Genomic DNA, 25,160 nt, shown 5'->3' with positions numbered 1-25,160 from the left:
CAAGCGGCGGATCACCCTGCCCGCACCAGCCGCGCCCGCGATTCTGGGCCTGGTGCCTGCGTCGTCTCGCCCTCCAGCGCGATGATTCGGTCAAAGTGCTGCGCGCGCACCGGCCCCGCGTGGGCGGTGAACAGGCACAGCGCGCCGGGCAGATGCACCCGCAGGCCGGACAGGATTCGGGCGCAGGTCTGGGCATCGATCTCGGAAAAGCTCTCGTCAAAAACATGGACCTGCGCAGGTCGCAGAAGCGCGCGGGCCAGCGTGATCCGCTGTTGGATCCCACCCGACAGGTTGGCCCCGGTTTCCTGCAAATCCGTCTCCAGCCCGTTCAGCCCCCGCGCCCAGTCCGCCAGATCGACCAGATCCAGCACCCGCCACAGCGCGGTCTCCTCGGGGGTGTCATTGCCCAACAGCAGGTTGTCGCGCAGGGTGCCGCGGATCAGGCAGGGCCTTTGCGGCACGAAGGACACCGCCCGGCGGCGGCTGGTCAGGCTGAACCCGGCGACCTCTATGCCGTCGATCGTGATCCGCCCCTCGGCCAGCGGCGTTTCCCCGATCAGGGCGGACAGAAGGCGAGATTTTCCGATGCCCGAGCGCCCGTCGACCAGCACCCATTGCCCGGCCTCCAGATCGGCACTCAACGGCGCATGTTGCCCCCCCTGCCCGCGCGCGCCCTCGAACGCCAGCCGGTCAAAGCGGGCCGGACATTGTGCGCCCGCCTCGGGGTCCATACCGTCGCCCACGACATCTTCCAGCCGCTTCAGCGCCACCCGCGCCCGCGCCTGCGCGTGGTACAGGCCCAGCAGGTTGCGCAGCGGTCCCGACATCATCGTCGCATAGGCCAGGAAGGCCACCAGCGACCCGATCTGCCAGTCTCCGCGAATGACCAGCCAGCCACCCACCAACAGGACCGCCGACCGCATCACCGCCGTCAAGAGCTGGCTGACCGCGCCCACACCTTCGGTCCACAGCCTTTGCCGCGCCTGCGCGTCGAACAGTGCGCCCTGTTGCGTGCCAAAGCCCTCGGCCCGCGTGGTCAGCGCACCCAGCGCGCGCAAGCCGCCGAGCTGCATGAAGGTCTCTGCCAACTGCCCGTTCAGCCCGCCGCGTTCGGCGCGCACCGCCTCGGCCCGCGCCTGCGTGCCGGGGCGCGCCCATGTCAGGAACCACAGCTCAAACGGCGCGGCCAGCAGCGGCAACAGCGCCAGCCGCCAGTCCAGCAGCAACATCAGCACCGTGCCCCCCGCCAGCCGGAACAGCGCGGTGACCGCGACCAGCACGGAATCGAACAGGAATTTCTGGATCTCGGCGGTGTCGCCGTCGATCCGGGTCTGGATTTCGCCCACCGTCACCGGCGGCATCGCCGGGTTGCGGTGCAGCGCAGCACCCAGCACCGTCATCCGCAGATCGCCCAGCATCCGCATCGAGGCGCGCAGGTGCTGCATCCCGTTGAAGATGCCCAGCCCGACCACCGCCAACCCCACCGCGAAACTGACCGCCGCCCAGAACAGCAGCGCACCCATGTCGCCGCCCATGATGCCCTGATCGATCACCGCCTTGGTGATCATCGGCGCGGCCAGCCCCGCCGCCGCCGCCACCAGCGACAGGACCAGCACAAAGCCCGCCCCCGGCAAGGCGCGCGCCATGACCGGCTGCAACCAGTCGGCGCCGTGAAAGACGCGGACGATCATCATCCGGGCGAGGCGGGCGCGAAAGCTCATGCGCAACGCCTTTCGCGGCCCACGTAAGCGGCCCGCTTCGCCAATGTCGCCATGATCGCGCCCGTGTCCCTAGCGTGCCCCGCAGACACCAGCGCCGCCACATGGCCGGTCAGCCGCGCCGCGCCAAGGCTGGCCCCCGCCATTCCCTGCCCGCCCTGTTCCGGCGAATTGCACCAAGTCCCGAACAGCCTGCCGCGCAGGTGTGAGACCTGATCCCAGGTGCAGCGTGCATCGCCCGTGGCGGCGATGACACCGGGATAGCCGGCGGGAAAGGGCGATGCCCCCTGCGCCGGATGCGCGGCCACCAGAATGACCCCGGCGGAGACCGCCCGCGCCACCGCCTGCGCCAGCACCGCCCGGTCCGCGGCCAGCCCAAGGCTGAGGCCCACGACATCCACGTCCCCTGCCCCGACAAGCCAATCCAGCGCCGCCGCCACCCGCAGCGCAGAGGTCACCGCGCGATCATCGAAGACCTGCGCATGGCGCAGCGCCGCCTGCGGACAGGCCCGCGCGATCATGGCGGCCACCGCCGTGCCGTGGCCCAGACGATCCGGCCGGGCGGCCACCGCCCGGCCATCGGCGTCAAACGCCATAGCGTCGGCCCCGCGCAGATCGGCGGGGCCACTGTCGATGATGCCAACCCGCACCATCACTCGTCGCGCTGGAAGATCCGGATGCTGGCCAGCGACATGGCAGCACCGCCCGGCATGTCCACCTGCCCCTTCTTCTCCAGCGTCTCGGCGTCATAGGCCGCAAGGTCCGACAGCGCCCCGCCCAGCCAGACGGTCTGGCCATCGGACGACACATTGACCGAATAATAGCTGTGCGGCAGCGGCACCCGCTTCAGCGGCTCGCCGGTTTCAAGGTCAAAGCTTTCCAGCACGTTATAGGCCCCATAGGCGCGAGTCCGGTCCGGGTTCGCGGCGGTCGAGAAATAGAACACGTCCAGCGTGCGCACGTCCCGCATCTCCATCTCGCCGCTGCGCAGGTCCATGGTCAGCAACCCGGTGCGATAGGCCTCGGGATCGTCCAGGCTCATGTCGCTGCGCGCGGTGTAGAAGGGCGTCACCAGCATGTCCGAGGTTTCGAACTGGCTCCACGCGTCCAGCACGTCAGAGGGGTAATAGCCCGCGTCGGTCTTCCAGTCCTGTATCGGGTAGTCGTCCACATGCTCTCCCTTGGCCACGTCAAAGACATGCATCGACCGGCCCAGGCCGTAGACCTTGCTGCCATCGGTCGAGAACATAACAACCGTGATCTGGCGCGGCACCTCGAAGGTTTTCAGCGTCTCCAAGGTACCGGTATCGATCAGCGACATGCGCGTCGGCAGCACCTCGAAATGCGACAGGTGCTTTTTCATCGGCGTCTCGAACACCGCCAGCATCGAACCATCCGGGGACAGGTCCATGCCGAACATGGTCTTGACCTGTTCGGTCGGCGTGCTGAGGTCGCGCCGGGCCACGGTCTCACCGGTCAGCAGGTTCACCTTCACGATGCTTTCGGACTTGTTCACCGTGACATAGGCGAATTCGCCCGCCGCATCGATGACCGGGATCATCGGCGTCGGTCCGGCGTTTTCCAGCGTGATGACCTTGTCGACGGCCATCGCCTCGGCATCCACGATCACCAGCTTGTCAGGCCGTGCGGGCGCAAGGATGTAGTCCTTGGCCGCGACCGGCGCCGACATCAGCAGGCTGGCCGCAACACACAAAAGGGGGAGTTTCGTCAGCATCGGGCTTATCCTTTCGGCTCGGGGAAGACGGATTGCAGGTTGCGCCAGTCCTCGCCAACGTTGTCGGCGCCCGTGCTCCAGTCCGGGTAGGTGTTCAGCGTGTCGGCCACCTGCGCGGGCCACCAGCAGGGATCGGCGCAGCCATACAGGTCCGCCTCCATCGGCTGACACAGGTTGGACACCGCGCCAAAGGCGTCGACCTCCCAACCTGGGTCAAAAGAGGTGGTGCAGCCCACGAGGCTGTTCATCGCCACGACTTCCTCTTCGCGGCCCTCGGCCTGCGCCTCGACAAAGGCCTTGGCCTTGGAATTTGCGGGGGTGAGATGTTTCATTGGGCAATCTCCTGAACGGTATCGGTGGCTTGGGCACGCGCGAGGCCGGGATTCGACAGGCGCGGCTCCAGTTGCGAGCGGAAGAAATCGGGGTTGGCCTGCATGATGCGGACGTAGGATTCGATGCCGAAATCCACCCAGTCGCGCATCAGGTCGCAGTAGTGGTAGACCGGGGCAAAGGCATCGCCCTGCCGGGCATAGCTTTCGTGGTAACAGCCCCCCGCACAGATCGACCGGATGCGGCAGGTCTTGCAGCCAAAGTTCGACCGATCCTGCGCGGTTTCGATGAAATCCGCCAGTTTCGGCACGTCGATGCCGGTGTCCACGTTGCCATAGGTCGGCTCATCCGACCCGACAAAGCGGTGACACAGGTGCAGGTCGCCTTCCTTGTCCACCGCCAGCATCCCAAGGCCCGCGCCACAGGGCACTGCCTTTTTCGTGCCTTGCGCGATGTCGGTCAGCAACTGATGCATGTTGGAAAAGCCGATGTTCTCGCCCCGGCAGGCAGCGTCGGTATAGCGGCGGCCAAGTTCCTTCATGTCGTCGAACACGCGTTTCAACGCGCCGTCGTCCAGGTTGAACACCGCGATCGGGCCGGAGGTGGCGGGGCCAAAGCCGACCTCGGCAAAGCCAAGATCGTTCTTCAGGTGGTCATGGATGCCGATCACATCCGTCACGCCGCGCGTCAGCGTCACGCGCACGCCCACGGGCCGCGCGGTGTAGCGCTCCAGCAGCATCCGCACCTTGCGTTCGACCACGTCATAGGTGCCCTTGCCGCCCACGGTCTTGCGGTTCTTGTCGTGGAGCGCCTTGGGCCCGTCCATCGACACGGTCAGGGCAAAGCGGTGCGCGTTGAACCAGTCCACCAGTTCCTCGGTCAGCAGGGTCGCGTTGGTGGTCAGGCTGAAATCCACCACCTTGCCCTCTTCGGCGGCGCGCGGCACCGCATAGTCCACCACCGCGCGGATCAGCGGCATGTTGGACAGCGGCTCACCGCCAAAGAACACTACGTTCACGCGGTCCCGGTCATGCGCTTGCTTCAGCAGCATTTCGAAACTCTGTCGCGCGGTTTCGAACCCCATCTTCTCGCCCTTGGACGGAACGGTCAGATCCTCCTTGTAGCAATAGGTACAGGCCAGGTTGCAGCCGGTGTTCACGTTCAGGATGATCGTGGACAGGGGAATTTCCTCGACCTTGACGATCTGACGCGGCACTTCCGGTTCTGCCGCGTCGCGCAGGATGTCGAGATCCAGAAAGCTTTGGACGCAGTCCGACAGGTCGGACGGGGTGTGCCGCGCGCCCAGCGACGTGCGCATCGCCTCGGCGTCCACCGCCGGGGTCCGCTGAAACAGGTCGTAGACGTCCTGCGACACGGGATCGAGTTCGAACAGCGACGAGCTGGGCACATGCATCAGCATCGCGTGGCCATCCACGTCGACCCGGTGCGCATTGTGCTTGATAAGGGTCAGTTCTCCCATGATGCCTCCTCAGCGGATCGGGGTGTCGACAAAGCGCTGCACGGTTGCGTACAGATGCGCCTCGGCGGTCAGGGGGGTGGCACCACCGTCATAGGTGGCGATGACCTTCAGGTTGCCGGTGTTGTTGGTGCCCATGAAGCGTTCGGGATTCGGCCCCGCGCCCGCGGGCATGAACAGGCCCGTCTGGTCGATGCTGCCTGCGTATTTCGCATCCTCGATGGCGGCGGCGGCCGCGTCCCAGTTGTCCACGGCCCAGTTGACCTTGACCACGCCAAGCGGCAGGTCGTCGTCGGTACCCGGCTCTCCGTCCGGGCCATCGGCCCATCCCATCGCCTCGAACTGCGCCGGGACCTTGGGGATCGGGCCGCCGTTGCCACCGATGCGCGCCATCGCCACCTCTGGCACGATGGTGATGCGATCCACACCGTCATGGGCCACCAGATCGGCAGGCGCGGTCAGATCACCCAGGCCGATGGCCAGCGCGCCCTCGGCCGAGGCCATGACAGACAGCACCACCTTGTTCGGCCCGCTTTCGACGATTTCCGCTGTCACGCCCTCGGGCAACACCGGATCGCCGCCCAGCCCGCTGCCGATCAGCGTGACCTCCGTGGCCTTGCCCACGGGGACTGAGGCCGGGCTCATGGACAGGATCTGCGGCGCGGCCTCGGTGGACAGCGCGGTCAGCCGTCCGCCCACCGGGTCCTGATCCGCCACGAACCAGCGCCCTGACAGCGCGCCGTCCTTCAGCGCCATCACCTGCCGGATCATCACGTCCCCGGATGTCAGCGTCGCGCGCCATTCACCGGCACCGTAGACGATGCCGCTGCCGGTATAGGTCTCTGATCCATCGGCATAATCCAAGGTCAAGCTGACGTCATAGCCACCCTCGGCGGCGGTCAGATCCAGCGTCCCGGAGTAATCCCCGCGCCCCGGCTCATGCCCCGCCACGACGTAGCTGCCCGACAGATCACCGGCAAAGGCTTCGGGCGTGTCGCCCAAGGGATAGGCCTCGGCGAGGTAGGGAATGATCTGCTCATTGGCGATGCCCCACCAATCGCGGTCCCGCGCCAGCGCCTGATATTCCAGCGAGGGGAACTGTCCCAGGTGGAAGTGGATCAGGTGGTCCCAATCCTCTGCCGTGCGCCGTTGCAGCGCGACCCGTGCGTAAGAGTGGCAGCGCCCGCAGGTTTCGGTCATCAACTGATCCGGCCCGGCATCGCTGGCCACCGGCTCTTTCTCAAGGATATAGCGCCAACCCTCGGTTTCCGCGATCGACAGGCCCCGCGTGTCGGACAGGTAGGCCACGATGCTGCGGCGGTCGTCCGCGCTCAGCGCGACGCCGTGGTTGCGCATCATCCGGACCACCGTCATGTCCCAGGCCTCGGGCGTCTTGCGCACCGCGTCGATGCGCTCGATCGTCCCGTCCTCTCTTGTCACGTGGCAGGCAGAGCATACATTCGCAAAAATCTCCTCGCCGGTCTGGGCCCCGGACTGGGCAAAGACGGGCGTGGCCGCCCCGGTCCCCAGCGCGACACAGGCGGTGGTGACGGACAGGGCAAAACGCGTTCTGGATGTCATTCGTGTGGTCCTCCGGCGGATCGACAGGCCGTGTGCCGTCGATGTGGCTGTGATCTGGACAGGCTGACGAAAGACCGGGCGACCCGTCCTGACATTTCCGGCCACCGCGCGTTTTTGGCCGGAAATGTCAGGACGAGGCGCAGGCCGCGCCGGTTGAGTGATCACATGACAGGCAATCCGGATATGATCGTGCTGGGCGGCGGCCCGGCGGGGGCCGTGTCCGCCTGGCTGGCGGCGCGGGATGGCTTGCGCGTTCTGCTGATCGACCCCGTAAAACCCTCAGGCCGGATCGAGGGGCTGAGCCCACGGCTGCGCCGTTGGCTGCACGCCACCGGGATCGGCGACGGCGGCACCACCCTCGGGCCGTTCACGCGCCGCGTCGACTGGGCCAACCAGCCGCAATCGGTGAACACCGAACACGCCGTCGACCGGGACCGTTTCGACGCGCACCTGCGCGCGGCGGCGCGGGAGGCAGGCGCGCAAATGCTGACCGGCGCGGCGCAACTGTCAGACAAGCAGGTGACACTACAGGACGGCCAAAGCCTGACCGCGCGCTGGATCATCGACGCGCGCGGACGGCAGGCCCGACGGGCCGAGCGCACCCCCCTGCCCTTTTCCACCCTGTCGATCTGTGGCTGGTATCGGCAGGACCGCCCCGGCCCGCCTGGTTTCGACATCACCGCCCTGCCCCAGGGCTGGCTCTGGCGGGCGGCGCTGCCCGATGGCCGCACCTGGGCGCAGCTGACCACCGACGCCCGCAGCCCCGACCCGATGGAGGACCGGCTGTCACAGGCGCTGAACGGCGCCGGGACAACAGGGTTCACCCTGCAGAGGCCGCTATTGGCCCGTGCCTCGGCCCCGCTGCTGCCCGCGCCGATACATGACCTGACCTGCCTGCCCGTGGGCGATGCGCTGGCCGCGATGGATCCGCTGTCGGGCCACGGGCTGTTCTGGGCGGTTTCCAGCGCGCTGTCGGCCGCCGCCGCGCGGCGCACCCTGACGGCGCAACCGGGGTCCGACGCGCTCTGCCGCCGCTACCTGCAAGAGCGCGCGCGCGACACCTATCTGCGCAATGCCCGCATCGGGCGCGATTTCCTGCGGCTGGAGACGCGCTTTGCCGATCAGCCGTTTTGGACCGCCCGCGCGGGCTTTCCCGACGACCTGCCCGCGCATACCCGCGTGGACCAGCCAGAAATCCGCCGCGGCATGGCGCTGCGCAATGGCCTGATCGCGGAAATGGACCTGCTGTACACCCCGCAGGAAACCGAAGGCGTCGGATGGTTCGGCCAGATCCCCGCCGCGGCCTTCTGGCGCGCGATCTGCGCCGGCCAGCCCCGCAACCAACTGATCGCGGACCATGGCCCCCATGCCGCCGCCCTCTATGACCGGTTGGCCCCTTATGCCATCGGCCCCACCTCGACCCGCCGCACACCGGGGTCGATCTCGGCATAGACCCTGAGTAGCTGCGGCAGGAAATGCGTACGGACGTCAGCGGCCACGAATGTCGACGGCGCGGCCAGCGTCACGCGCCCGACCTCATGCACCATTTCCGGCAGTTGCCCAAACCAGGCCTTGGCCAGCAAGAGCGACGCCTCCTGCCGCCATGCGCCTTCGCCCGAAATGGAGAAATCACAAACTCAGTGAAAACCCTTTATGGAGTCAGCAGCTTGCATGAAGGTCGTTAAAGGACCGCTGCTCCCCTCATCTGACTTTCGAGGAACGTCGAAATGGCGTGATGCAAAGATGCCGACCCCGGAACTCGCGGATCGGTTGGGCGTGCGCGCCTTCGACGATTTATCGCGAATTGCGCCGGAACTTCCTTGAAGAAAGGATGAGGCCTCACCTCAACGGCCACCACGCCCTCGTCGCACAAGAGGTCTACGAGGAAGGTCGGGCGCTCCATCGCGACCTGTTCCGCCATTCCGCAAAAAAGACCGCCGTCAAAGCTGCGCGCAAACGCCCGGCGCGCCATTACCTTGGCCCCTCGAACGGAGGTCGCGGCCCGGTCAATCAAAGACGGCATGGGCCACCGATGGGGTCAACACACCAAGAGGGAACGCAAGAGATTTGCAAAAGGAGACGAGGCCGCGAATGGCGGCCCCGCACAATTTCCGCGGACAGATCAGAATATGAAGTTATCTTCCCCGAGGTCAGCCAAGTCGACCGACTTCAAGATCAGCTTGTCGCCAGCTTCACCACCATCCAGCTTGGACAAATCGATGATGGTCGCCCAGCCCTGATCCTGCGCTGCCCCAAGAACCGTCGCCAGATCGGTATCGTATCCCGTTAGGTCCAGAACGTCATGCTCGGCTTCGAAGTCGTGGACGAAATCCTTGCCGGAGCCGCTGGCAAAGACAAAGGTGTCCGCTTCGCCGTCCACGGACCAGTTGCCACCCCACAAGTGATCGTTGCCTGCGCCGCCTTCGATGGTGTCGGCGCCGGTGCCCCCCACCAGCTTGTCGATGCCAACGCCCCCGTTCAATGCGTCCGAGCCGGTGCCGCCATTCATGTAATCCTGGCCTTCTTCGCCCGAAAGCACGTCGCTTCCGGACTGGCCTTGCAGGCTGTCGTTGCCCTCTCCACCGGCCATGACGTCGTTGCCATCGGCGCCGAGCATGTTGTCGTTGCCTTCGTCACCGAAAAGCTGGTCGTTGCCCACCCCACCATTGATTTGGTCGTCACCCGCGTTGCCAGAGATGATGTCATCGCCTTCGCCTCCGTTCAGGGTGTCGTTGCTCCCTTCGACCAAGGTCAGGCTGGGCTCTCGCAGGAGAACCGCGGAGTCCGCATCGACCGTCACGAAGGCGTCCGAAGACCGGGGATCAACCGCACCGTCGTTGGACCCGGTCGCGGGTGCCTTGGACATGAACTCGGCATAGGCCTGCCCCCGGTCCCAATCCATGTTCACGCGGAAGATGGCGCCGGTGTTGGCAGTGCTGCTGACCAGATCGTGGTCACCGCGGTTCAAGCCGTAGTACAGGTTGCCGTCGCCATCGAAGAAGACCGCGCCATAGGCACCGCGGGCCATGCTGGACACCATGTCCTCGCCATAAAGCGTGCCGGTGATGGCGATTTCGCTGACAATCGGCGTTCCACCATCAGCAACCTCGGACATGTCGATCTTGACGACCTTGCCGTCGGCGCCGTTCGCTTTTGGGGAAATCACCGCATAGAACGCCTGCTCGGCCGCGTTGAAGGCCAGGTCATAGGTCCGGTCGGTGAACATGGAGGCGTCAAAATGGTAGTAGGTGATCTGCGGATTGCCATTGGCATCCAGGTTGTCGACATCGACAACGCTGATGCGATCCAGCGAAGTGTGGAAGGTCCAGAGGTTGCCCTGGTCATCAAAGTCGCCGACGTAATCGCCGTAGAACCCTTCACCGATGCGATAGGTCGCCCCGTCCGCATCGATCATCACGATGTCGGAACTGCTCACCGCCTGGCCGAGCGTGTCCGTCCCGGCGGACTTGGCCACCCCATAGATCAGGTCATCCTCGATGTTGAAGCCGACGGCATTGATCTTGAAGCCCGGTGCGTTGCCCACGGCCGTGTACGCGCCCGTCTGGGTGTCGAAGACGTGAAGATGACCGTCAATCACCTGGTATAGGGCGCTCTGGCCCGGGGCAAAGGCCGCAACCGTGGTCTCGGCGCCCGCGATCGTCATGGACTTGTCGTAGGAAACGATCGCGCCTGAATGGTCGTAGGTCACGGCGTCAACCGGTTCGACCGCGCGAAAACTCAGTTCGCCCTCGGCCCCAGTGCTGACGACGTCGATTTCATAAGTGGTATAGGCCGCCGAACTGGTCCGGACCATTTCGACGACTTCGCCATTCCAAAGCACCTCGACCTCGGCCGCGGAAAAACCGCCAGCCAGGTTTGTCGCAAGTTCAAAGGAAATGGTGTAGGTTTCACCGGTGACTGTCGCCGCAGACTGCGCGATCCGGTCTATCCCTTCATCGTCGGAAAAGCTCCAACCGCCCTGGCCGGCAAGTGCCTCCAGCGCCACTGGCGCAGCGCCATTGTCCAGCAGGTTCAGGCCGTGGTCATCGCCAAGGATCGTGTCGTCTCCCGCACCGCCATTGATGAGGTCGGCACCAAGGCCGCCCTCTGCGTAGTCGTTGCCCTCTTCCAGGTTCAGGGTGTCGTCACCCAGCCCACCAAACAGGTCGTCCGCGCCCCAACCCGCGTTCAAAAGGTCATTGCCAAGACCGGCACGCAGGGTGTCATTGCCCCAGTTGCCCAGCAGGACGTCGTCTCCTGCGCCGGTTTCGATCAGGTCGTCAAAACTGTGTATGGAGCCCCAGGCACTGACCACCACGGCCGCCGCGTCATAAACCCAGCGCCCGTCGATGAACTGCCATTCGTCGCCGACCATGTCACCGGCTGCAAGATCGCTGCCGCCGCCTGTCGCGATGACGTCATTGCCTTGCAGACCGTTCACACGGTCTACGGCCTCGCTCGACGTTTCGGCGCCATTAACGTTTGCGATCTGGTCGTCATGCACGGTGCCCAGGGTCTCAAAAACCGTCTGGCTCAGTATGGTCGACAATGGTTTATCCTCTTCAGGCCTTGGCGCGAACTGCTTGGTGCGTCGCACGAAAAATGGGTGACGTTTGCTGCCCTCCTGATGTCACAGGCCCAGAACTGCCGCCATTTCGCGGGCGGATCAAAAAAGGGACAAACGGATAGGTGTCCTCGCCTCGTGTCCTCGGATCGCCGAAATGGGCTATGCGGCACAGCTGGAATCTGCGGCCATGACCTGTTCGACCAAACCAAGGAACGGGTCCCAAGCCAGTGTCGGGGTTTGTCGGATTGTTGATTTCAGACGGTTGGTGGTTGTCGGACCATGTTTGCGTTTTCTCTGCCCTGGGACCGGCGAGATTTGCCAACCTGTGTTCGTGATGGCGGCGCGCCTGCATCTGACGGGGAAAAACGTGATCGCGGAGACTTGGACGGCGATTCCGCGTGCGGTATGTTACCCGCTTAGAACAGGGCGCGCCGAGTCAGCCCCGAAGCAAGAGCACAAACCAAAATGTAGCGAGTTTTCTGCGGGCACGGACATGATGACAAGACCGCCCCGGACAGACACGCGCGATCGGGCAAGGCGCATGCAGGTGAAACGCCTTGGCAACCTGCCCCCACGTGTCATTGCAACCCTGATTGCCTGTATCCACGCATCGCCCAGCGGTGGGGATGACTTGGAACCATCGCAAATGTCTTTCTCGTCGCGCCCGGCGTTTGTGAATACCGCAGAGCCAGCAACCCCCGGCGCTCGGGAAATCGTGCTGGACTTGCCGAGCGCCCTGTATTGGCCGCGTCACCAGCGGGGCGAAATCGGTCAATGGACATATGCCATATTCCCGGACGGATCGGCCAAGATCCTGAGCCAGGGCGAAAAACGCAGGCTTGCCGCCCAGCTGGACTGCGAGGCCGCTGTTGGTTGTGACGTGCGATTTGAGGATGGTCGGGTTCTCACCGTGGATGTCGGCGCCGGTGAACGCCCTGCGATGCCCTCCGACCTCAACTTGGATGCGGCCGCGCGTTACCTGGCAGCGTGGATCCTTGCCGGGACGGCACCACCGCCGCCGCCACCACCGCCGGAACCAGACCTCGAAGCGGTTGTCGATGAAACGGTTTTGGAAACCACGGCCAAGGCACCGCCTATTCCCGAGGGGCCCGCCGATCTTCCGGAAGGGGTGCAACCGGTCGACCCGGCTGGAGGAGCGGACACCGGCGATCTTGTTGCCCCCGCCTCGACAGCGGCGCCTTCGGGCGGACCGTTGCCGGAAGTGGCCCCGGTCTGCGCAGAGCAGGAGCCTTTTGTTCCCTTTGCATGCGCCGAACCTACCGGCCCGCTGCAACCCGCCGAGGACGTGCCAAGGGCACAACCGGCATCACCGTTGTCCGCATCGGCGCCGCAGTCCCAAGCGCCGGGCGCCAACAGGGCTGCATCACCGGCACCTCCTCCGACACCTGCCGCCCTGACAAAACCGAAGGACTTCATCGAGCGGTTCAACATCAACTGCTCGCTGACCGGCTCGACGTCTCTGGCGCATCTCAACCCGGACGAGGATAGCCGTGGGAACGCAAAACCGCGTGTCAGCCTGGGCTGCAGTGCCCGACTGACCGACAAACTGTCGTTCCGGGGCGCACTGCTCGCCTACACGAACCCCAAGGATCAGAAGCCCTGGGATCCGGACTATACATATGCGTTCACCTATCGCGTGACCGAGAAATTGAGCCTTGGGTACAGCAATTATTCCGCCCGGTTCACGAGCGGTGGCAGTCCGGTGGCCGACCTGTTCCGCGGCAAGCTCCGGGCCAGTTACAAGTTGCCCGCGTTGACACTGCCGAACGACAAGAAAATCCCCTGTACTGCCAGCCTTGGTCTGCCGCAACCGCTCAAGGAAAGCCTGAACCTGTCCTGCGGATACGCCGTCACGGACAAGCTGCGCGTCAGTGGCACGGCATATTTCTACAAACCGGGAGAGCAAGGCACTTATCAACCGGACTACAGCTATACGGCCAGCTATCGTTTCAACGATGACTGGATTTTGTCGTACAACAATTACAGCAACAACCGGTGGCCCTGGAACAAGGGCGACGCGCCGGGACCGGGAATAACCGGCGGCAGCCTGTCGCTCACCTACAAGTTCAAGTTCTGAAACCGGGCTCCCGTTCGATCCGCGCTTGGATCGAAAGGCCTATGCCTGACCGCCCCTTACCCGCTCAACAAAGCATCCAGGTCGTCCAGCTTCGCTTTGAACTTGGCTGCCGTCTGCTCGACCGTTTCATCGTTCAGGTGGGTTTCCCCGGTTTCGATCTGCCTCGCCCATTCGACCATGTCACTGAACCCGAAAGCCATCGCGGCGCCCTTGAGCGAATGCGCCTGTTCGCTGACCTCTTCGTGGTCGCCAGCCCGTTCGGCGGCAAGCAGGGCCTCGATCCGCGAGCTTGAATCCTTGACGAATTTACCTGCGAAATCCGACAGCCCCTCCAGGCCAAAAACGTCGACCAGCCGTTCATGCACGTCGGGCGACAACAGGTCGACAAGGCTCCGCGCTTCCCTGGTGTCTGCTTCTGGTCGGCTCTTGGGCTGCGTAACGGGCGCATTGGTCAAGGACGCATTCGGAACCCCGGGGAACATGGCGACTTCGATCGCGCTTTTCAGATCCTCAAAAGGAATTGGCTTGGAAAGGATCCTGTCGATACCGACCAACTTGGCCTCTTCCTCGATCGCGTCCATGACATGCGCGGTCAGCGCCATGATCGGCGGGATCTGCGCGTCCGACCACTTGTCGCGGATCCGACGGGTTGCTTCCAGCCCGTCCATTTCCGGCATCGCGACGTCCATCAGCACCAGATCGTATTTGCCCGGGGCGAATTTCTCGAGCGCGATCCGCCCGTTCTCGGCAAGATCCGCCTTCAGTCCCATTCGGTCGAGATAGGTGAGCAGGAGTTTCTGGTTGATGATATTGTCCTCGGCAATGAGGACCTTCTTGCCGGTGATGTCCCCGGTCTTGTCGTAGGCTTCCGGCAGAGGATCATTCTGCCCCCGGGCTTCGGGTCTTACGACTACCCGCACCGGGATCTCGAACCAGAATGTCGATCCTTCGCCTTCGGTCGTGGTCACAGAAATCGTGCCACCGATGCCCTTGATGATCCTTTTGGAAATCGCGAGACCCAAGCCGGTGCCCTGCGCCGCGGCGGTCAACGGGTTGGAAATCTGGGTGAAGTCCTTGAACAGGTTTTCGACCTCGGACTCGGGGATGCCGACGCCGAAATCTTCGACTTCGACCCGCAGCAAGGCACCCTCGGGGTGATCGCGCGCGGTTGCCCGTACGATGATCGGCCCATCCGTCGAAAAGCGCAGCGCATTGTTTACCAGGTTCGAGATCACCTGCCGGATACGTGTCGCGTCCCCCAGGAAAAGCGTGGGCACGCTGTCGTCGATCCGCGCAAAGATCCTGCGGTTCGCGCCATGCTCATGCGACGCCACCAGTATCCGGATGCTTTCGATCAGCGCCCGGATGTCCACGTTCTCTTCCTCGAACAGGAAAACACCGGCCTCCATCTTGGAGAAATCGAGCACATCGTTGACGATCCGGCCCAGACCCACGCCGGCGGTCTTGGCGAAATTCAGCAGTTCGAGCTTTTTCGGATCTTCCTCATCCATCGACAACAGGTCGATCATGCCCAGCAGACCACCCAACGGCGTCCGGATCTCATGGCTCATGGTCGCAAGGAACCGGCTGCGTGCCGTCGAGGCGGCCTCGGCCTTCTCAAGTGCGCTGCGCAGTTCCGCCGTGCGTTCCAGCACCGCCTGTTCAAGGTCGGCGGAATATTCGGACAGTTTCTGGTTTGCCAGAAACAGGTCTCGGCTTTTCTGCTCCAGCAGGGCCTCGGCCTCGGCCTGGGCTTTCAAAGCCCGCTCGTAGCGGGCGCGCGAAACGCGATCGTCTGGGGTATCCGTCATCTGTTCAGGCGTGCAACTTGATATCGAAAGTCATGACGTTGGGATTGCCGGGGTGCGCAACGCGCTGAATCTCCCCTTCTTCTCCGAAACGTTTCAGGCACGCCTCGATCAACCCCTGGCAGAAGGCGTCCAACGGCCTGGGCGATGAGTACACCATTTCCATGCGGTTCTCGCCATGTCGTTCCGTTTCGAACCGCGGCAGTTCAGCATCGGGGTACAATTTTTTCACCTCGACGTGAATTTCCCTATCCACCGCCTCCAGCAGCGAAAACGCGGATGTCCGGTCCACGAAGAACTCGGGATAATGCTCGGCAAAGAAATCCATCATCCAGTGCCCGAACTGGATTTGCAGGGCCTCGGCGCTGAGGCCAGAGTGGTTGCTGAACGCCACGACCATCTTGACCAGCTCGGAACAGGGGTAGTTGCCCACGGTCGTAAAGGCGCCGCCGTTCTCAAGATCGGCCTTTTCTATGACCATGTCCACTGTGTCTTCGCCAAAAGCCTGTTCGGCCATCTTGACCAACTCAACGAAAATCACGCCCTTCATCAGCGATGACCTTTCCTTAGTGTTCAGATCGCAAAGGCGGCCTGAGTTCTGTCCCGTCGCCGCGCAGTCGTGCAGCGCGATGATGGCCTGTCTGCAGCCTCAGTCGTGCCGCGGGGCAAAGCCGAACATATTAGCGCGCCACGCCGACGCCAATATAGCGAGTTGGCCCAAGGCTCCAAATGGCGAAGTCGACTTCCCTTTCCCCGTTGCACGGGGCATCGGGATTGGTCATCTATCCGAATGAGAAGGCGTCGGGACACTTGCGCCGCTGAAGACCCATCCGGGGGCATTCTCGGATCGACCGGAGCACGTTATCAAAATGATATCAATACGCGGCATAGCAATCTTACCGTCAAACAAGGTCAGTCGAATCGTGGCAGCACAACGCTTCTCCAACGCTCACGCCTTCCTGTGCGGGGATTTGCCGACGCCACGCGCGCCACTGTCCGGCACCTTCAATCCGAACAGCCCTTGAATGCCCAACCTTGCTCCGATGACCCAACCACTCGAAGTCATAGTTGCCGAAGACAACCTGATCCAGCGGGCTTTTCTCGCCAAGGTCATCGAAAATCTTGGCTACAAATGCTCTACGGCCGAAAACGGAAAGGTCGCTTTGGAGTTGGTCCAGCAGACGGGCGCACAGATCGTCATCAGCGATTTCCGAATGCCGGTCATCGACGGCATCGAACTGACCAAACGGTTGCGGGAACTCGACCTTGGCCACTATGTGCACATCATCCTGATCACCGGCAGTGCTGACGAAAAGATACGCTCTGATGCGCTTGAGGCCGGGGCCGACGATTTTCTAAGCAAGGGCCGCGACACGGCCGCGCTGCAGGCACGGTTGCGTGCGGCGTCGCGCCTTATCCATCACGCGCGTGAACTGGCGGAACAGCACAGGATCCTGAAAGAAGCCAACGACCGGATTCAGACCGATCTCAAGACCGCGGCCAATGCGCAGCGGCAGCTGCTGCCCGAGCTGCACGAGGACATATTCGGAACGCATATCGCATCGGCTTTCGTGCCGTCCGCCGTGGTTTCGGGCGACATGTTCGGTTGTTTTCCGCTCGACGGCAAGCGGGTCGGCTTCTACGCCGTGGATGTTTCCGGACATGGGATCCATGCCTCATTGCTGTCGGTCGCGATCGGCCACCTGATCACGCGCGAGTATTTCACGAATATGGTGATGGCGGATGGCAATTCGCCAAATCCCGCGGCTTTGGTCTTTGATCTGAACAAACGCTTCAGTGTTTCGGAAAACGATGATTATTTCACCATGTTCTGCGGCGTTCTCGACAACGACACGGGTCGCTTGGACTATTGCCAGGCCGCTTACCCGTCACCCTTTTACATCGCATCGAATGAAATCGCGCAAGCCGTCGGAGACGGGGGGTTTCCGGTGGGAATGTTTCCTGATGTCGAATATGAAAACAACACGATGAGCTTTGAACAGGGTGGAACTTTGGTGATCTGTTCCGATGCTGCGCAAGAGGCGGACAATCCCCAGCAAAACCCGTTCGGAGCTGAACGCCTCCGGCAGACCATCCACCAAAACCGCAATGCGGATACGCACGAATTGCCGGAACGTATAGTAGAGGCATTGCATGACTGGCGCGGAGGCGCAGCGCTCGAAGACGATTTGACCGTGCTGGTTCTGACGAGGAAATGAACAGATGATCCACTCCAATACCCATGGCAACGATGTCACCGTTATCAGACCGGGTGTAGAACGCCTGACGGCCATACATGCCAAGACCTTCAAGGAAGAAGTCGTCGCGCTCGTGGATGCGGGGGCAAACCGGATCGTGATCGACTTCAGCGCCACGAATTTCATCGACTCTTCCGGTCTTGGGGCACTGACCGGGGTGCTGAAGAAGATCGGTCATCGCGGCGATCTGGTCGTCTGCGGCTTGTCCTCGGACGTCGAGCAGATGTTCAGAATCTGCCGGATGGACCGGGTGTTTACCTTGTACAGGGACGAAGCAGCGGCCATCCAAGGTCTCAACGAAAAGTCATGACCGTGCAGACCTTCCATATGTCCAATGATCTGGAGGCGGTCGACCCCATGGTTGTCGCCCTCGGTCGACAGGTGGAAGGACGGCTTGATGGTGTCGCGCAATCCCGTTTCGGCATCTGCCTGAGCGAGGCCCTGACCAATCTGGTCCTGCATGCAGAGACCTCCAACAAGGACATTCCGATCCAGATACACTTGACCACTACCCAGCATGAGGTCGTGGTCGAGGTGTTCGATCCGGTAGGCGCCCCGGCGTTTGACCTGCGTCAGCACGGGAATGTCTTGTCGCAGGTCGACGCATGGGCCGAATCCGGTCGCGGTCTGGGCCTGATCATGGAATGTGCAGATCGGGTGGACTATGGGCCGGTCGCGCGAAAAAACCGTCTATTGCTTGGCTTTCAGGTGGGAACATGACCGCTAGAACGTATCGAGTATCCGCAGATCGAGATCGGAGCACGCTGATGAAGATCAAGACCCTCACCATGACTGCCGCAGCCGGTGTATCGGTCTGTTTTGCCCTGCTCGCGCCCAACGGTGTCCATGCGCAGGATGACCCCAAGCCTTCGGGATCGAAAACCGTGACGATCGACAACGTGACTGTCAACGGCGCCAAGTACAACAGCGTCACGATCACCTCGGAATCTCCGCTGATCATCAATTTCGACGGTGCCGAGCCCGCGGCGGAATGCAATCGCGGCCCGGGCAACATGTCGAAGGCGCACTTTGGCCGCAGCGGGCCTTTGACAGAGCGCGAAGCCAAGATGGCACGCACGGCGTGGTCCTACTTTGAAAAGCGGTTTCAGCCTGAAACCGGCCTGGTGAACGCGGTAGGGTCCTATCCGTCGACAACCCTTTGGGACACGGCGTCCTACATCAGTGCACTGGTTGCCGCCTACGAGCTTTGTGTCATCGACAAGCGCGAATTCGATACCCGCGCCACAAAGCTGATCAACACGCTGCGCAACCTTGACCTGTACCGGGGTGAGGCCCCGAACAAGGTGTACAACACCAAGACCGGGGCCAAGGTGAACTATGCCAACGAACCGGGAGAGGTTGGCATGTCGGCGCTGGACATCGGTCGAATGCTGGTCTGGCTGCGCATCCTCAAAGAACGCCACCCACATCTTGCCAACAGTGTCGACAACGTCCCCATGCGCTGGAATTTCTGCAACCTGGTGAACGAGGATGGCCGCATGTTCGGTTCGTTCACCCAGGGCGACGGCAAGACCCGCTACGTGCAGGAAGGCCGGTTGGGATACGAGGAATACGCCGCCAAGGGCTTTGCGCTTTGGGGCTTTGACGTGTCGCGCGCCCTGTCGCCCGAACCTCTGGCCTATACGACGATCTACGACGTCAAGGTCCCCCACGACGGACGCGATCCGCGTGTCTTCAAGAACCAGAACTATGTCCTGACCGAGGGTTATATCCTTGATGGGTTGGAACTTGGTTGGGATATGCCCACAGATCGCAGCAACGACGGCCTGACCGCCTCACATGGATGGCGGGCGGAATTCGCCAACCGGATCTATCTAGTGCAGCAGCGCCGTTACGAGCAGACCGGCATCATTACAGCGCGTTCCGAACACCAGGTGAACGGCAAACCCTACTTCGTCTACGATTCGATCTTTGCCGATGGCTATGCCTGGAACACCCTGGATCCAACGGGCGAGTATCAGCCGGATCGTGCGGCGATTGCCGCCAAAGCGGCGATCGGGATGTGGGCGCTGTGGGATACGGATTACACCGACCTGCTGTTCGAAAGCGTCGCCGATCTGTACGAACCGGATGTCGGTTTCTACGAGGGCCTGTACGAAAACGGAAACGGGTTTATCCCTCTTCAGTCGGCCAACAACAACGGGATCATCCTGGCAGCCCTACTGTACAAGGTCCAAGGCCCGATCCTGCAGCAGGTTTCGACCAACACCCAATTCTGGAACACATCCTTCGCCGGCACCGACTTGCGCGACAACAAGTGTCATCCGCGCCTGATGGAAGAAGTCGTGAACTGCTGCAATTGCGAAGGCGTGGAGATCGCCCCCGTGATCCCGCTGGACGAATTCCTGTATTGCCGTCCGGTCCCGACGGCAGGAGAAACCGCCGCAACCGACTGCCGGCCCGAGAAACACAACCTGCCGGCACCAAAGCCGCGCCGCGTCTTGCCGAAGTCCTGTGTCGCCCCTGCAGCAGCGACCAACCCATGAGCGGAAAGTCTCGTCTCGTCTGGTTCGACGCCAATCGCGTTTTCGCTGCGATGGGCGTCGTGCTCATTCACTCGACGACGGACTTCGCCGGCAAACCCTTTGCCGATGCCGAACCGTCGGAACGTTTGATTCCCGTATTCCTGCGCTCTATCGGCGAATTTTCCGGCTCGGAGATGTTCTTCTTCTTCTCGCTGTTCCTGATGGCAATGCGGGTGGATCGAAAACTGCCAAGTTATAGCGCGGCCATCGGGACGCAGGCAAAGCGCCTTCTGGTTCCCTTTGCGTTCTGGGTTGTGTTCTACGCCTTCTTCCGCCTGCTAAAGGCCGAGGCGTTCAACTACACCGATTACATCTGGACGCAGGTGACCGAGGTTCAGAACTGGTTCGGCTATTTCCTGCTGGGCAAGGTGCAGTATCACATGCACTTCCTGCCGACGCTGTTTGCGCTGTTCCTGTTCTATCCTCTGATGCGCGGCGCCACGCGGTATCCGGTGCTGGGCATGACGCTGTTCCTTACGCTGGGCATCATGAACAACACCCAGGGCTGGGTCTGGGGCCTGGGGCTGGAGCCCGAGATCCGCGATTACATCCTGAGAGCGCTGAAGATTTTCGGCTATGTCGGATACGGGCTCGCGGCCTTTGCCATCTACGGTCTGTGGAAAGACGGAATCCCGCGCGGAGAAAGCCGCCTCTTGCGGAGGGGCGGGTTCTACTTTGCGGCACTCGCCTATGTCGCGACGATACCGTTCTTCGCAGTGGCCTATGAGACTGGAAACTGGGGTATCCGCACCGGCTGGGATTTCTACGGACACTTCCTGATGCCGATCTGTATCTTCCTGATCTTTATCGGCGGGCAGTATCTTGATTGGTCGTCGCGATGGTCAAAGCTGGCGAAATACACCTTCGGGGTCTACCTGGTGCACCCTGCCGTGATCGACCTCTATGACATCGCCCTGTTCACATCGGGCCTGTCCGACGCCATGTCGCCGACGGCCATCGTCGTCCTGCGATACGCAGTGGCGCTGCCGGGGTCTTTCCTCGTTGCACTGGGCATCTCAAAAATCGGCCTTCTTGCGTGGACCATCGGGCTGGGTCCGACCCCGTGGGAGGCGCGCAAGGCGAAAGCAGGCGCATGATCGAAGACGACTATTTCCTGAAATTCGAGCACCGGACTCCGCCGCCTCCGCTGGTTTATGACCCGTGGAGAGAGGCGTTGTGGCAATTCCTTGTCATTGTCGCGCTTGTCGTTGGGGGCTGGTACATCTGGTGGCGATGGACAGGATCGTTGAACCCCGATGCGATGTGGTTTGCCGTGCCCCTGGCCCTGGCTGAAACCTGCGCTTACTTCGGGATGTTGCTGTTTGCGTTCAACCTATGGAAGGATGAACCGGTCAAACTCGAAGAGCCGCCTGCCCTGCTACGGGACGTAGACCCGAACCATCCCGAAGGCGACCGGCTGATCGTCGTCGACGTGATGTTTGCCACCTACAACGAAGACCCCGAATTGGTGCGCTTAGGCATACAGGACGCCAAGCGGATGACCTATCCGCATCCCATCGACGTGCGCATCCACATTCTGGACGACGGCCGGCGGCCCGAAATGCGCGCCGTCACCGAATCCGAAGGCGCCAACTATATCACCCGCACCACGAACGAAGGCTTCAAGGCCGGCAACCTTCGCAACGCGATGGAGGAAACGCACGGCGATTTCCTGGTGATCTGTGACGCCGACACGCGCCCCTTCCCCACACTGCTGGAACATACACTGGGCTACTTCCGCGACCCGAAAATGGCCTGGGTGCAGACGCCGCAATGGTTCTATGACCTTCCCGAGGGTGAGCGCCTGCCCGCGCGGCTGGCCAATTTTCTGGGCGCACCGGGGCGTCTGTTGGGGCGCGGAATCGAAAAGGTGATCGGGCCGGTGACCTATGGCGATGATCCCTTCGTCAACGATCCCAAGATGTTCTATGACATCATCCAGCGCAGGCGGAACTGGGTGAACGCTTCTTTCTGCTGTGGCGCGGGTTCCATTCACCGTCGAGAGGCGGTGATGGAGGCGGCCCTGCGCAGTTTCGGCAAAAAGGTCGAGGAACGCACCTGGGCCGTCGAAGAGGTCGTCACGGTGTCGTCCAAGGAGCGCGACATCGCCCCCGACCTCATGGAGGCAATCAAGACCGAAGCCGCCGCCGACGAAGTGCTGACGCCGTACCGGTTCCACGTCTCCGAAGACATCTACACGTCCATCGTCTTGCACTCTGACCGGGAGCGCGGATGGAAGTCCAAGATGCATCCGATTGTCGAAAGCAAAATGCTGTCGCCTCAGGATCTGGTAACATGGACGGTCCAGCGCTTTAAATACGCGGGCGGCAGCCTAGACATCCTGGTCAACGACAATCCGATCTTCCGCAAGGGCCTGACCCTGGGCCAGCGGTTGATGTATGGCACGACCTTCTATTCCTACCTCGCACCGTTGTGGAACATCGTCTTTCTGTTTGCACCGGTGGTCTACCTGTTCACCGGCATATCGCCGGTGTCGGCCTATTCGGCAGAGTTCTTCCTGCACTTGATCCCGTTTCTTGTGACATTGGAACTGGCGATCATGGTTGGCACTTGGGGTATCGCCGGGTACGCGGCCAAGTCCAGCTACCTTTCGTTTTTCCCCTTGGGCCTGAAGGCCATTATGACCGTGGCACGTGGCGAGAAGATCTCTTTCAAGGTAACGCCAAAGGTCCGCCAGGCCGGGAACTTTCTCGGACTTGTCCGTCCGCAGATCGCCGTCGTCGTCCTGACGCTGGCCGGGATGGTCTGGGGCGCTGGCGCGCTCTGGCTGGGTACGACCAACCATTCGGCAAGCGGCGTCGTTGCAAACATGCTTTGGGGATTGAACAATTGTTTTGCCATGGCAGGCATTATTGCGGCGGCCATGTGGCAACCACCCGAACCCGATAAGGATCAAGCGGTATGAGTTTTCGTGAGAACCTGATAAACGCTCGCAGCCATATCATCTTTCTGGTGGCGCTGGGGTGTGGCCTTGCCCTTGTCATTTCCTTGGAAGAGCACATGCCCTCTGACCCACCCGTCGTCGCCAAGCCGTCTTCCCCGCGGGCGCAACCTGCGGAATTCTCGGTGCCGCTTGATGCGCCAGCCCCGATCGAGGCATTCGACAAGATCGACCCCCTGCCACTGGCGGTGACAGGGGCCAGCAGAACCGGGGATCTGTCGCATGCGCGCATCGCCTGGACCTATTTCGAGAACAACACCAACCCCGAAACCGGGCTGGTCAACTCTGCCGATCAATACCCATCAACCACCATGTGGGAGACAGGCTCTTATTTCGTGGCAGTCATTTCGGCCGATCTGCTGGGTTTGATCGACTCGTCCGAGGCCGAAATGCGCCTTGGCCGCGCGCTGGACACCCTGGCAACGATCCGACTGTTCGACGACATCCTGCCGAACAAGGCCTACAACGTGCAGACCGCCGAACTGGTGGATTACACCAACAAACCGGTCGAACGCGGCCTTGGCTGGTCCGCGCTGGACATCGCCCGCATGGTCGCCGCCATGAGCCATGCGGAAAACAGTTACCCGGATCTGGCCCCGAAGGTGGCCGCCGTCATGGATCACTGGGACCTCGATCAGATGATCGAAGACGGGCAGCTCATTGGCGGCAACATAGGTGAGAACGGCTTGCGCCGGGATCAGGAGGGGCGGGTCGGCTACGGTCAGTACGCGGCCAAGGCGATGATGCTTTACGGGTTCGACGCCATAAACGCCTATGACGCCGAGGCGAACCTGATGGTGAAAGAAGTGGCCGGACAGCCCATTCCGGTGGACGATCGCCTTCACCGGAACGTGACCCCGGCCTTCACGGTGTCCGAACCCTACGTCTTTGACGGGTTGGAATTCGGGTTCGACGCACGTTCGCACCGGTTTGCCAGCGCCATCTACTTGGCACAGGAAGCACGCTGGCGGGAAACCGGACAACTGACGGCGGTGAGCGAGTCGCATCTCGATGAGGCGCCCTATTTCATCTACTCGACAATCTGGGGGGGCGGAGCGCCCTGGGCGGTCATGACATTCAGCGGCGAAAGACTGGACAGCAAGCGCACCGTTACCGTGAAGACCGCCTTCGCCTGGGACGCTCTGTTCGGTACCGAATACACACGCGAACTGGTCACGGCGCTGGCAGCCCTTGGGGATCCGGAACGCGGCTGGCCCGAAGGCCTGTACGAAGCTGATGGGTCTACAAATGGGTCGTATACCACGAACACCAATGCCGTCGTGCTGGCGGCTCTGGCGTTCCGGGTGCACGGCCCGCTGGCCCGAGCGGATCAATGATGCAACTCGGTCGACATCTCCGGGCCGCCTGCGTGGTGGCCGCTCCCGTCTGGGCCGGGCAAGCGATTGCCGAACCCTGCGTTGGCGCCGCATTCGATAGGCAATTCCCCGGGGCGACAGGTGTTCAAACCCGACACGCCGATGTTCCGTCGCCGCGGTTTCCCGGGCTTTGGCAAGAAGGGCGGATCAATGGGGATCGATATGTACTCTACGCCAATGGCGAGGCGAGCCTGCAGGATGGTGCAGCGGAACCGGAATGGTCAATCTTTGTGCAATGCGATCTTGAGGCAGCGACCTGCACCGAAACAATTGACGGATCGCCACCAGAGGCGGCACTGCAACTCGCCGAGGTGCTGGGACAGTGTTTCGTCAATCCGGATCGGGTGACAATGGCAGAGGTCGTTCCTCCCGCGCCACCGCTGATTGCCCCGCAGACGGATGGCTGGGCCTTGGCCCCGACAGGCGGAACGCCCATTGTGGAGCCGACCGATCCCGATCCGACACCTGCATCCAATCCCACAACCGGACCAGCGCGGGAACCTGGTCCCGATCCAAATCCTGCTGCTGTGCAATGCGGTCTGGCTGCCGTCTCAGGCGAGGATGACGGTACAACGCTTCAGCTTCTTCTGGTCGAGGCAGGTGCTGACCCCGGTCCAATCGACGGTCTGCCCGGTCGGAAAACACGCCAGGCATTGGCCCAGGTTCTGGGGCCCGACGCCAGCGAGCTCGGGGTCCAAGCGGCC

Annotated in this window: 20 protein-coding genes; 9 read left to right on the top strand and 11 right to left on the bottom strand. The window is 62.4% G+C overall.

Annotated features, from left to right (window positions below; translation table 11 throughout):
• Window positions 1-11 precede the first annotated feature (11 nt).
• From RBB42_RS00945 to peaA, 6 genes are read right to left on the bottom strand one after another with little or no spacing between them, the layout of a single operon-like run.
• Window positions 12-1,721, bottom strand: a complete 1,710-nt coding sequence (locus RBB42_RS00945; RefSeq protein ID WP_305971788.1) for an ABC transporter transmembrane domain-containing protein — start codon at window positions 1,719-1,721, stop codon at window positions 12-14.
• Entirely contained in the window at window positions 1,718-2,371 is a 654-nt protein-coding gene (gene qhpE, locus RBB42_RS00940) for a subtilisin-like serine protease QhpE (protein ID WP_305971787.1), read from the bottom strand. The genes RBB42_RS00945 and qhpE overlap by 4 nt, the downstream gene beginning before the upstream one ends.
• Window positions 2,371-3,453 (bottom strand): quinohemoprotein amine dehydrogenase subunit beta, encoded by a 1,083-nt coding sequence (peaD, locus tag RBB42_RS00935; protein WP_305971786.1) that lies wholly within the window; start codon window positions 3,451-3,453, stop codon window positions 2,371-2,373. Before peaD ends, qhpE begins: the two co-directional genes overlap by 1 nt.
• A gap of 5 nt (window positions 3,454-3,458) precedes the next feature.
• The gene (gene qhpC / locus RBB42_RS00930; protein WP_305971785.1) at window positions 3,459-3,785 is read right to left on the bottom strand and encodes a quinohemoprotein amine dehydrogenase subunit gamma; all 327 of its coding nucleotides are present in this window, start codon (window positions 3,783-3,785) and stop codon (window positions 3,459-3,461) included.
• A complete protein-coding gene (gene peaB, locus RBB42_RS00925) occupies window positions 3,782-5,263 on the bottom strand; it encodes a quinohemoprotein amine dehydrogenase maturation protein (protein WP_305971784.1) in 1,482 nt (493 codons plus the stop codon). Before peaB ends, qhpC begins: the two co-directional genes overlap by 4 nt.
• A 9-nt stretch (window positions 5,264-5,272) precedes the next feature.
• Entirely contained in the window at window positions 5,273-6,841 is a 1,569-nt protein-coding gene (gene peaA / locus RBB42_RS00920; RefSeq protein ID WP_305971783.1) for a quinohemoprotein amine dehydrogenase subunit alpha, read from the bottom strand.
• 165 nt (window positions 6,842-7,006) lie between these two features.
• Between peaA and qhpG the strand changes: the two genes are divergently transcribed.
• Window positions 7,007-8,293, top strand: coding sequence for a flavin-dependent monooxygenase QhpG (qhpG, locus tag RBB42_RS00915; protein ID WP_305968709.1), 1,287 nt, complete (start codon window positions 7,007-7,009; stop codon window positions 8,291-8,293).
• Here qhpG and RBB42_RS00910 read toward each other — a convergent pair.
• Entirely contained in the window at window positions 8,239-8,388 is a 150-nt protein-coding gene (locus RBB42_RS00910) for a hypothetical protein (RefSeq protein WP_305968708.1), read from the bottom strand. The two genes, qhpG and RBB42_RS00910, sit on opposite strands and share 55 nt — an antisense overlap.
• Window positions 8,389-8,963: 575 nt before the next feature.
• Window positions 8,964-11,390 carry a calcium-binding protein gene (locus RBB42_RS00905; RefSeq protein WP_305968707.1) on the bottom strand — a complete coding sequence of 809 codons (2,427 nt, stop codon included), beginning with the start codon at window positions 11,388-11,390 and terminating at the stop codon, window positions 8,964-8,966.
• Between the two features lie 352 nt (window positions 11,391-11,742).
• On the opposite strand from RBB42_RS00905, the gene RBB42_RS00900 reads away from it, so the two are divergent.
• Complete coding sequence (locus RBB42_RS00900; protein WP_305968706.1) at window positions 11,743-13,506, top strand: hypothetical protein; 1,764 nt, start codon at window positions 11,743-11,745, stop codon at window positions 13,504-13,506.
• A gap of 56 nt (window positions 13,507-13,562) precedes the next feature.
• Here the strand turns inward: RBB42_RS00900 and RBB42_RS00895 are convergent, their stop codons facing one another.
• Both RBB42_RS00895 and RBB42_RS00890 read right to left on the bottom strand, forming a co-directional pair.
• Window positions 13,563-15,317: an ATP-binding protein gene (locus tag RBB42_RS00895; protein WP_305968705.1), complete on the bottom strand. Its 1,755-nt coding sequence runs from the start codon at window positions 15,315-15,317 to the stop codon at window positions 13,563-13,565.
• A gap of 4 nt (window positions 15,318-15,321) precedes the next feature.
• Window positions 15,322-15,864: a heme NO-binding domain-containing protein gene (locus tag RBB42_RS00890; protein WP_305968704.1), complete on the bottom strand. Its 543-nt coding sequence runs from the start codon at window positions 15,862-15,864 to the stop codon at window positions 15,322-15,324.
• Window positions 15,865-16,357: 493 nt separating this feature from the next.
• On the opposite strand from RBB42_RS00890, the gene RBB42_RS00885 reads away from it, so the two are divergent.
• The 7 genes from RBB42_RS00885 to RBB42_RS00855 are packed head-to-tail and all read left to right on the top strand — an operon-like array spanning window position 16,358 to window position 24,417.
• Window positions 16,358-17,533 carry a PP2C family protein-serine/threonine phosphatase gene (locus RBB42_RS00885; protein ID WP_305968703.1) on the top strand — a complete coding sequence of 392 codons (1,176 nt, stop codon included), beginning with the start codon at window positions 16,358-16,360 and terminating at the stop codon, window positions 17,531-17,533.
• A 4-nt stretch (window positions 17,534-17,537) separates the two neighbouring features.
• Window positions 17,538-17,882 (top strand): STAS domain-containing protein, encoded by a 345-nt coding sequence (locus RBB42_RS00880; protein WP_305968702.1) that lies wholly within the window; start codon window positions 17,538-17,540, stop codon window positions 17,880-17,882.
• On the top strand, window positions 17,879-18,292 hold the full coding sequence (locus RBB42_RS00875) for an ATP-binding protein (RefSeq protein WP_305968701.1): 414 nt from the start codon (window positions 17,879-17,881) through the stop codon (window positions 18,290-18,292). The genes RBB42_RS00880 and RBB42_RS00875 overlap by 4 nt, the downstream gene beginning before the upstream one ends.
• 47 nt (window positions 18,293-18,339) lie before the next feature.
• Entirely contained in the window at window positions 18,340-20,079 is a 1,740-nt protein-coding gene (locus tag RBB42_RS00870) for a DUF3131 domain-containing protein (protein WP_305968700.1), read from the top strand.
• Entirely contained in the window at window positions 20,076-21,215 is a 1,140-nt protein-coding gene (locus RBB42_RS00865; protein WP_305968699.1) for an acyltransferase, read from the top strand. Before RBB42_RS00870 ends, RBB42_RS00865 begins: the two co-directional genes overlap by 4 nt.
• The gene (locus RBB42_RS00860) at window positions 21,212-23,044 is read left to right on the top strand and encodes a glycosyltransferase family 2 protein (protein ID WP_305968698.1); all 1,833 of its coding nucleotides are present in this window, start codon (window positions 21,212-21,214) and stop codon (window positions 23,042-23,044) included. Before RBB42_RS00865 ends, RBB42_RS00860 begins: the two co-directional genes overlap by 4 nt.
• Complete coding sequence (locus RBB42_RS00855) at window positions 23,041-24,417, top strand: DUF3131 domain-containing protein (protein WP_305968697.1); 1,377 nt, start codon at window positions 23,041-23,043, stop codon at window positions 24,415-24,417. Before RBB42_RS00860 ends, RBB42_RS00855 begins: the two co-directional genes overlap by 4 nt.
• 590 nt (window positions 24,418-25,007) lie before the next feature.
• Here RBB42_RS00855 and RBB42_RS00850 read toward each other — a convergent pair.
• A complete protein-coding gene (locus RBB42_RS00850) occupies window positions 25,008-25,154 on the bottom strand; it encodes a hypothetical protein (protein ID WP_306043583.1) in 147 nt (48 codons plus the stop codon).
• Between the last annotated feature and the right edge of the window lie 6 nt (window positions 25,155-25,160).

This window comes from Mameliella sp. MMSF_3455, assembly GCF_030733205.1.
Lineage (GTDB): Bacteria > Pseudomonadota > Alphaproteobacteria > Rhodobacterales > Rhodobacteraceae > Antarctobacter.
The sequence above is the reverse complement of the archived record's forward strand: the minus strand, read 5'-3'. Positions and strand labels throughout refer to the sequence as shown.

Excerpts from the sequence above, each read along its gene's own strand:
- RBB42_RS00945 (WP_305971788.1), bottom strand. The coding sequence starts at position 1,721 with ATGAGCTTTCGCGCCCGCCTCGCCCGGATGATGATCGTCCGCGTCTTT.
- qhpE (WP_305971787.1), bottom strand. The coding sequence starts at position 2,371 with ATGGTGCGGGTTGGCATCATCGACAGTGGCCCCGCCGATCTGCGCGGG.
- peaD (WP_305971786.1), bottom strand. The coding sequence starts at position 3,453 with ATGCTGACGAAACTCCCCCTTTTGTGTGTTGCGGCCAGCCTGCTGATG.
- qhpC (WP_305971785.1), bottom strand. The coding sequence starts at position 3,785 with ATGAAACATCTCACCCCCGCAAATTCCAAGGCCAAGGCCTTTGTCGAG.
- peaB (WP_305971784.1), bottom strand. The coding sequence starts at position 5,263 with ATGGGAGAACTGACCCTTATCAAGCACAATGCGCACCGGGTCGACGTG.
- peaA (WP_305971783.1), bottom strand. The coding sequence starts at position 6,841 with ATGACATCCAGAACGCGTTTTGCCCTGTCCGTCACCACCGCCTGTGTC.
- qhpG (WP_305968709.1), top strand. The coding sequence starts at position 7,007 with ATGACAGGCAATCCGGATATGATCGTGCTGGGCGGCGGCCCGGCGGGG.
- RBB42_RS00910 (WP_305968708.1), bottom strand. The coding sequence starts at position 8,388 with ATGGTGCATGAGGTCGGGCGCGTGACGCTGGCCGCGCCGTCGACATTC.
- RBB42_RS00900 (WP_305968706.1), top strand. The coding sequence starts at position 11,743 with ATGGCGGCGCGCCTGCATCTGACGGGGAAAAACGTGATCGCGGAGACT.
- RBB42_RS00895 (WP_305968705.1), bottom strand. The coding sequence starts at position 15,317 with ATGACGGATACCCCAGACGATCGCGTTTCGCGCGCCCGCTACGAGCGG.
- RBB42_RS00890 (WP_305968704.1), bottom strand. The coding sequence starts at position 15,864 with ATGAAGGGCGTGATTTTCGTTGAGTTGGTCAAGATGGCCGAACAGGCT.
- RBB42_RS00885 (WP_305968703.1), top strand. The coding sequence starts at position 16,358 with ATGACCCAACCACTCGAAGTCATAGTTGCCGAAGACAACCTGATCCAG.
- RBB42_RS00880 (WP_305968702.1), top strand. The coding sequence starts at position 17,538 with ATGATCCACTCCAATACCCATGGCAACGATGTCACCGTTATCAGACCG.
- RBB42_RS00875 (WP_305968701.1), top strand. The coding sequence starts at position 17,879 with ATGACCGTGCAGACCTTCCATATGTCCAATGATCTGGAGGCGGTCGAC.
- RBB42_RS00870 (WP_305968700.1), top strand. The coding sequence starts at position 18,340 with ATGAAGATCAAGACCCTCACCATGACTGCCGCAGCCGGTGTATCGGTC.
- RBB42_RS00865 (WP_305968699.1), top strand. The coding sequence starts at position 20,076 with ATGAGCGGAAAGTCTCGTCTCGTCTGGTTCGACGCCAATCGCGTTTTC.
- RBB42_RS00860 (WP_305968698.1), top strand. The coding sequence starts at position 21,212 with ATGATCGAAGACGACTATTTCCTGAAATTCGAGCACCGGACTCCGCCG.
- RBB42_RS00855 (WP_305968697.1), top strand. The coding sequence starts at position 23,041 with ATGAGTTTTCGTGAGAACCTGATAAACGCTCGCAGCCATATCATCTTT.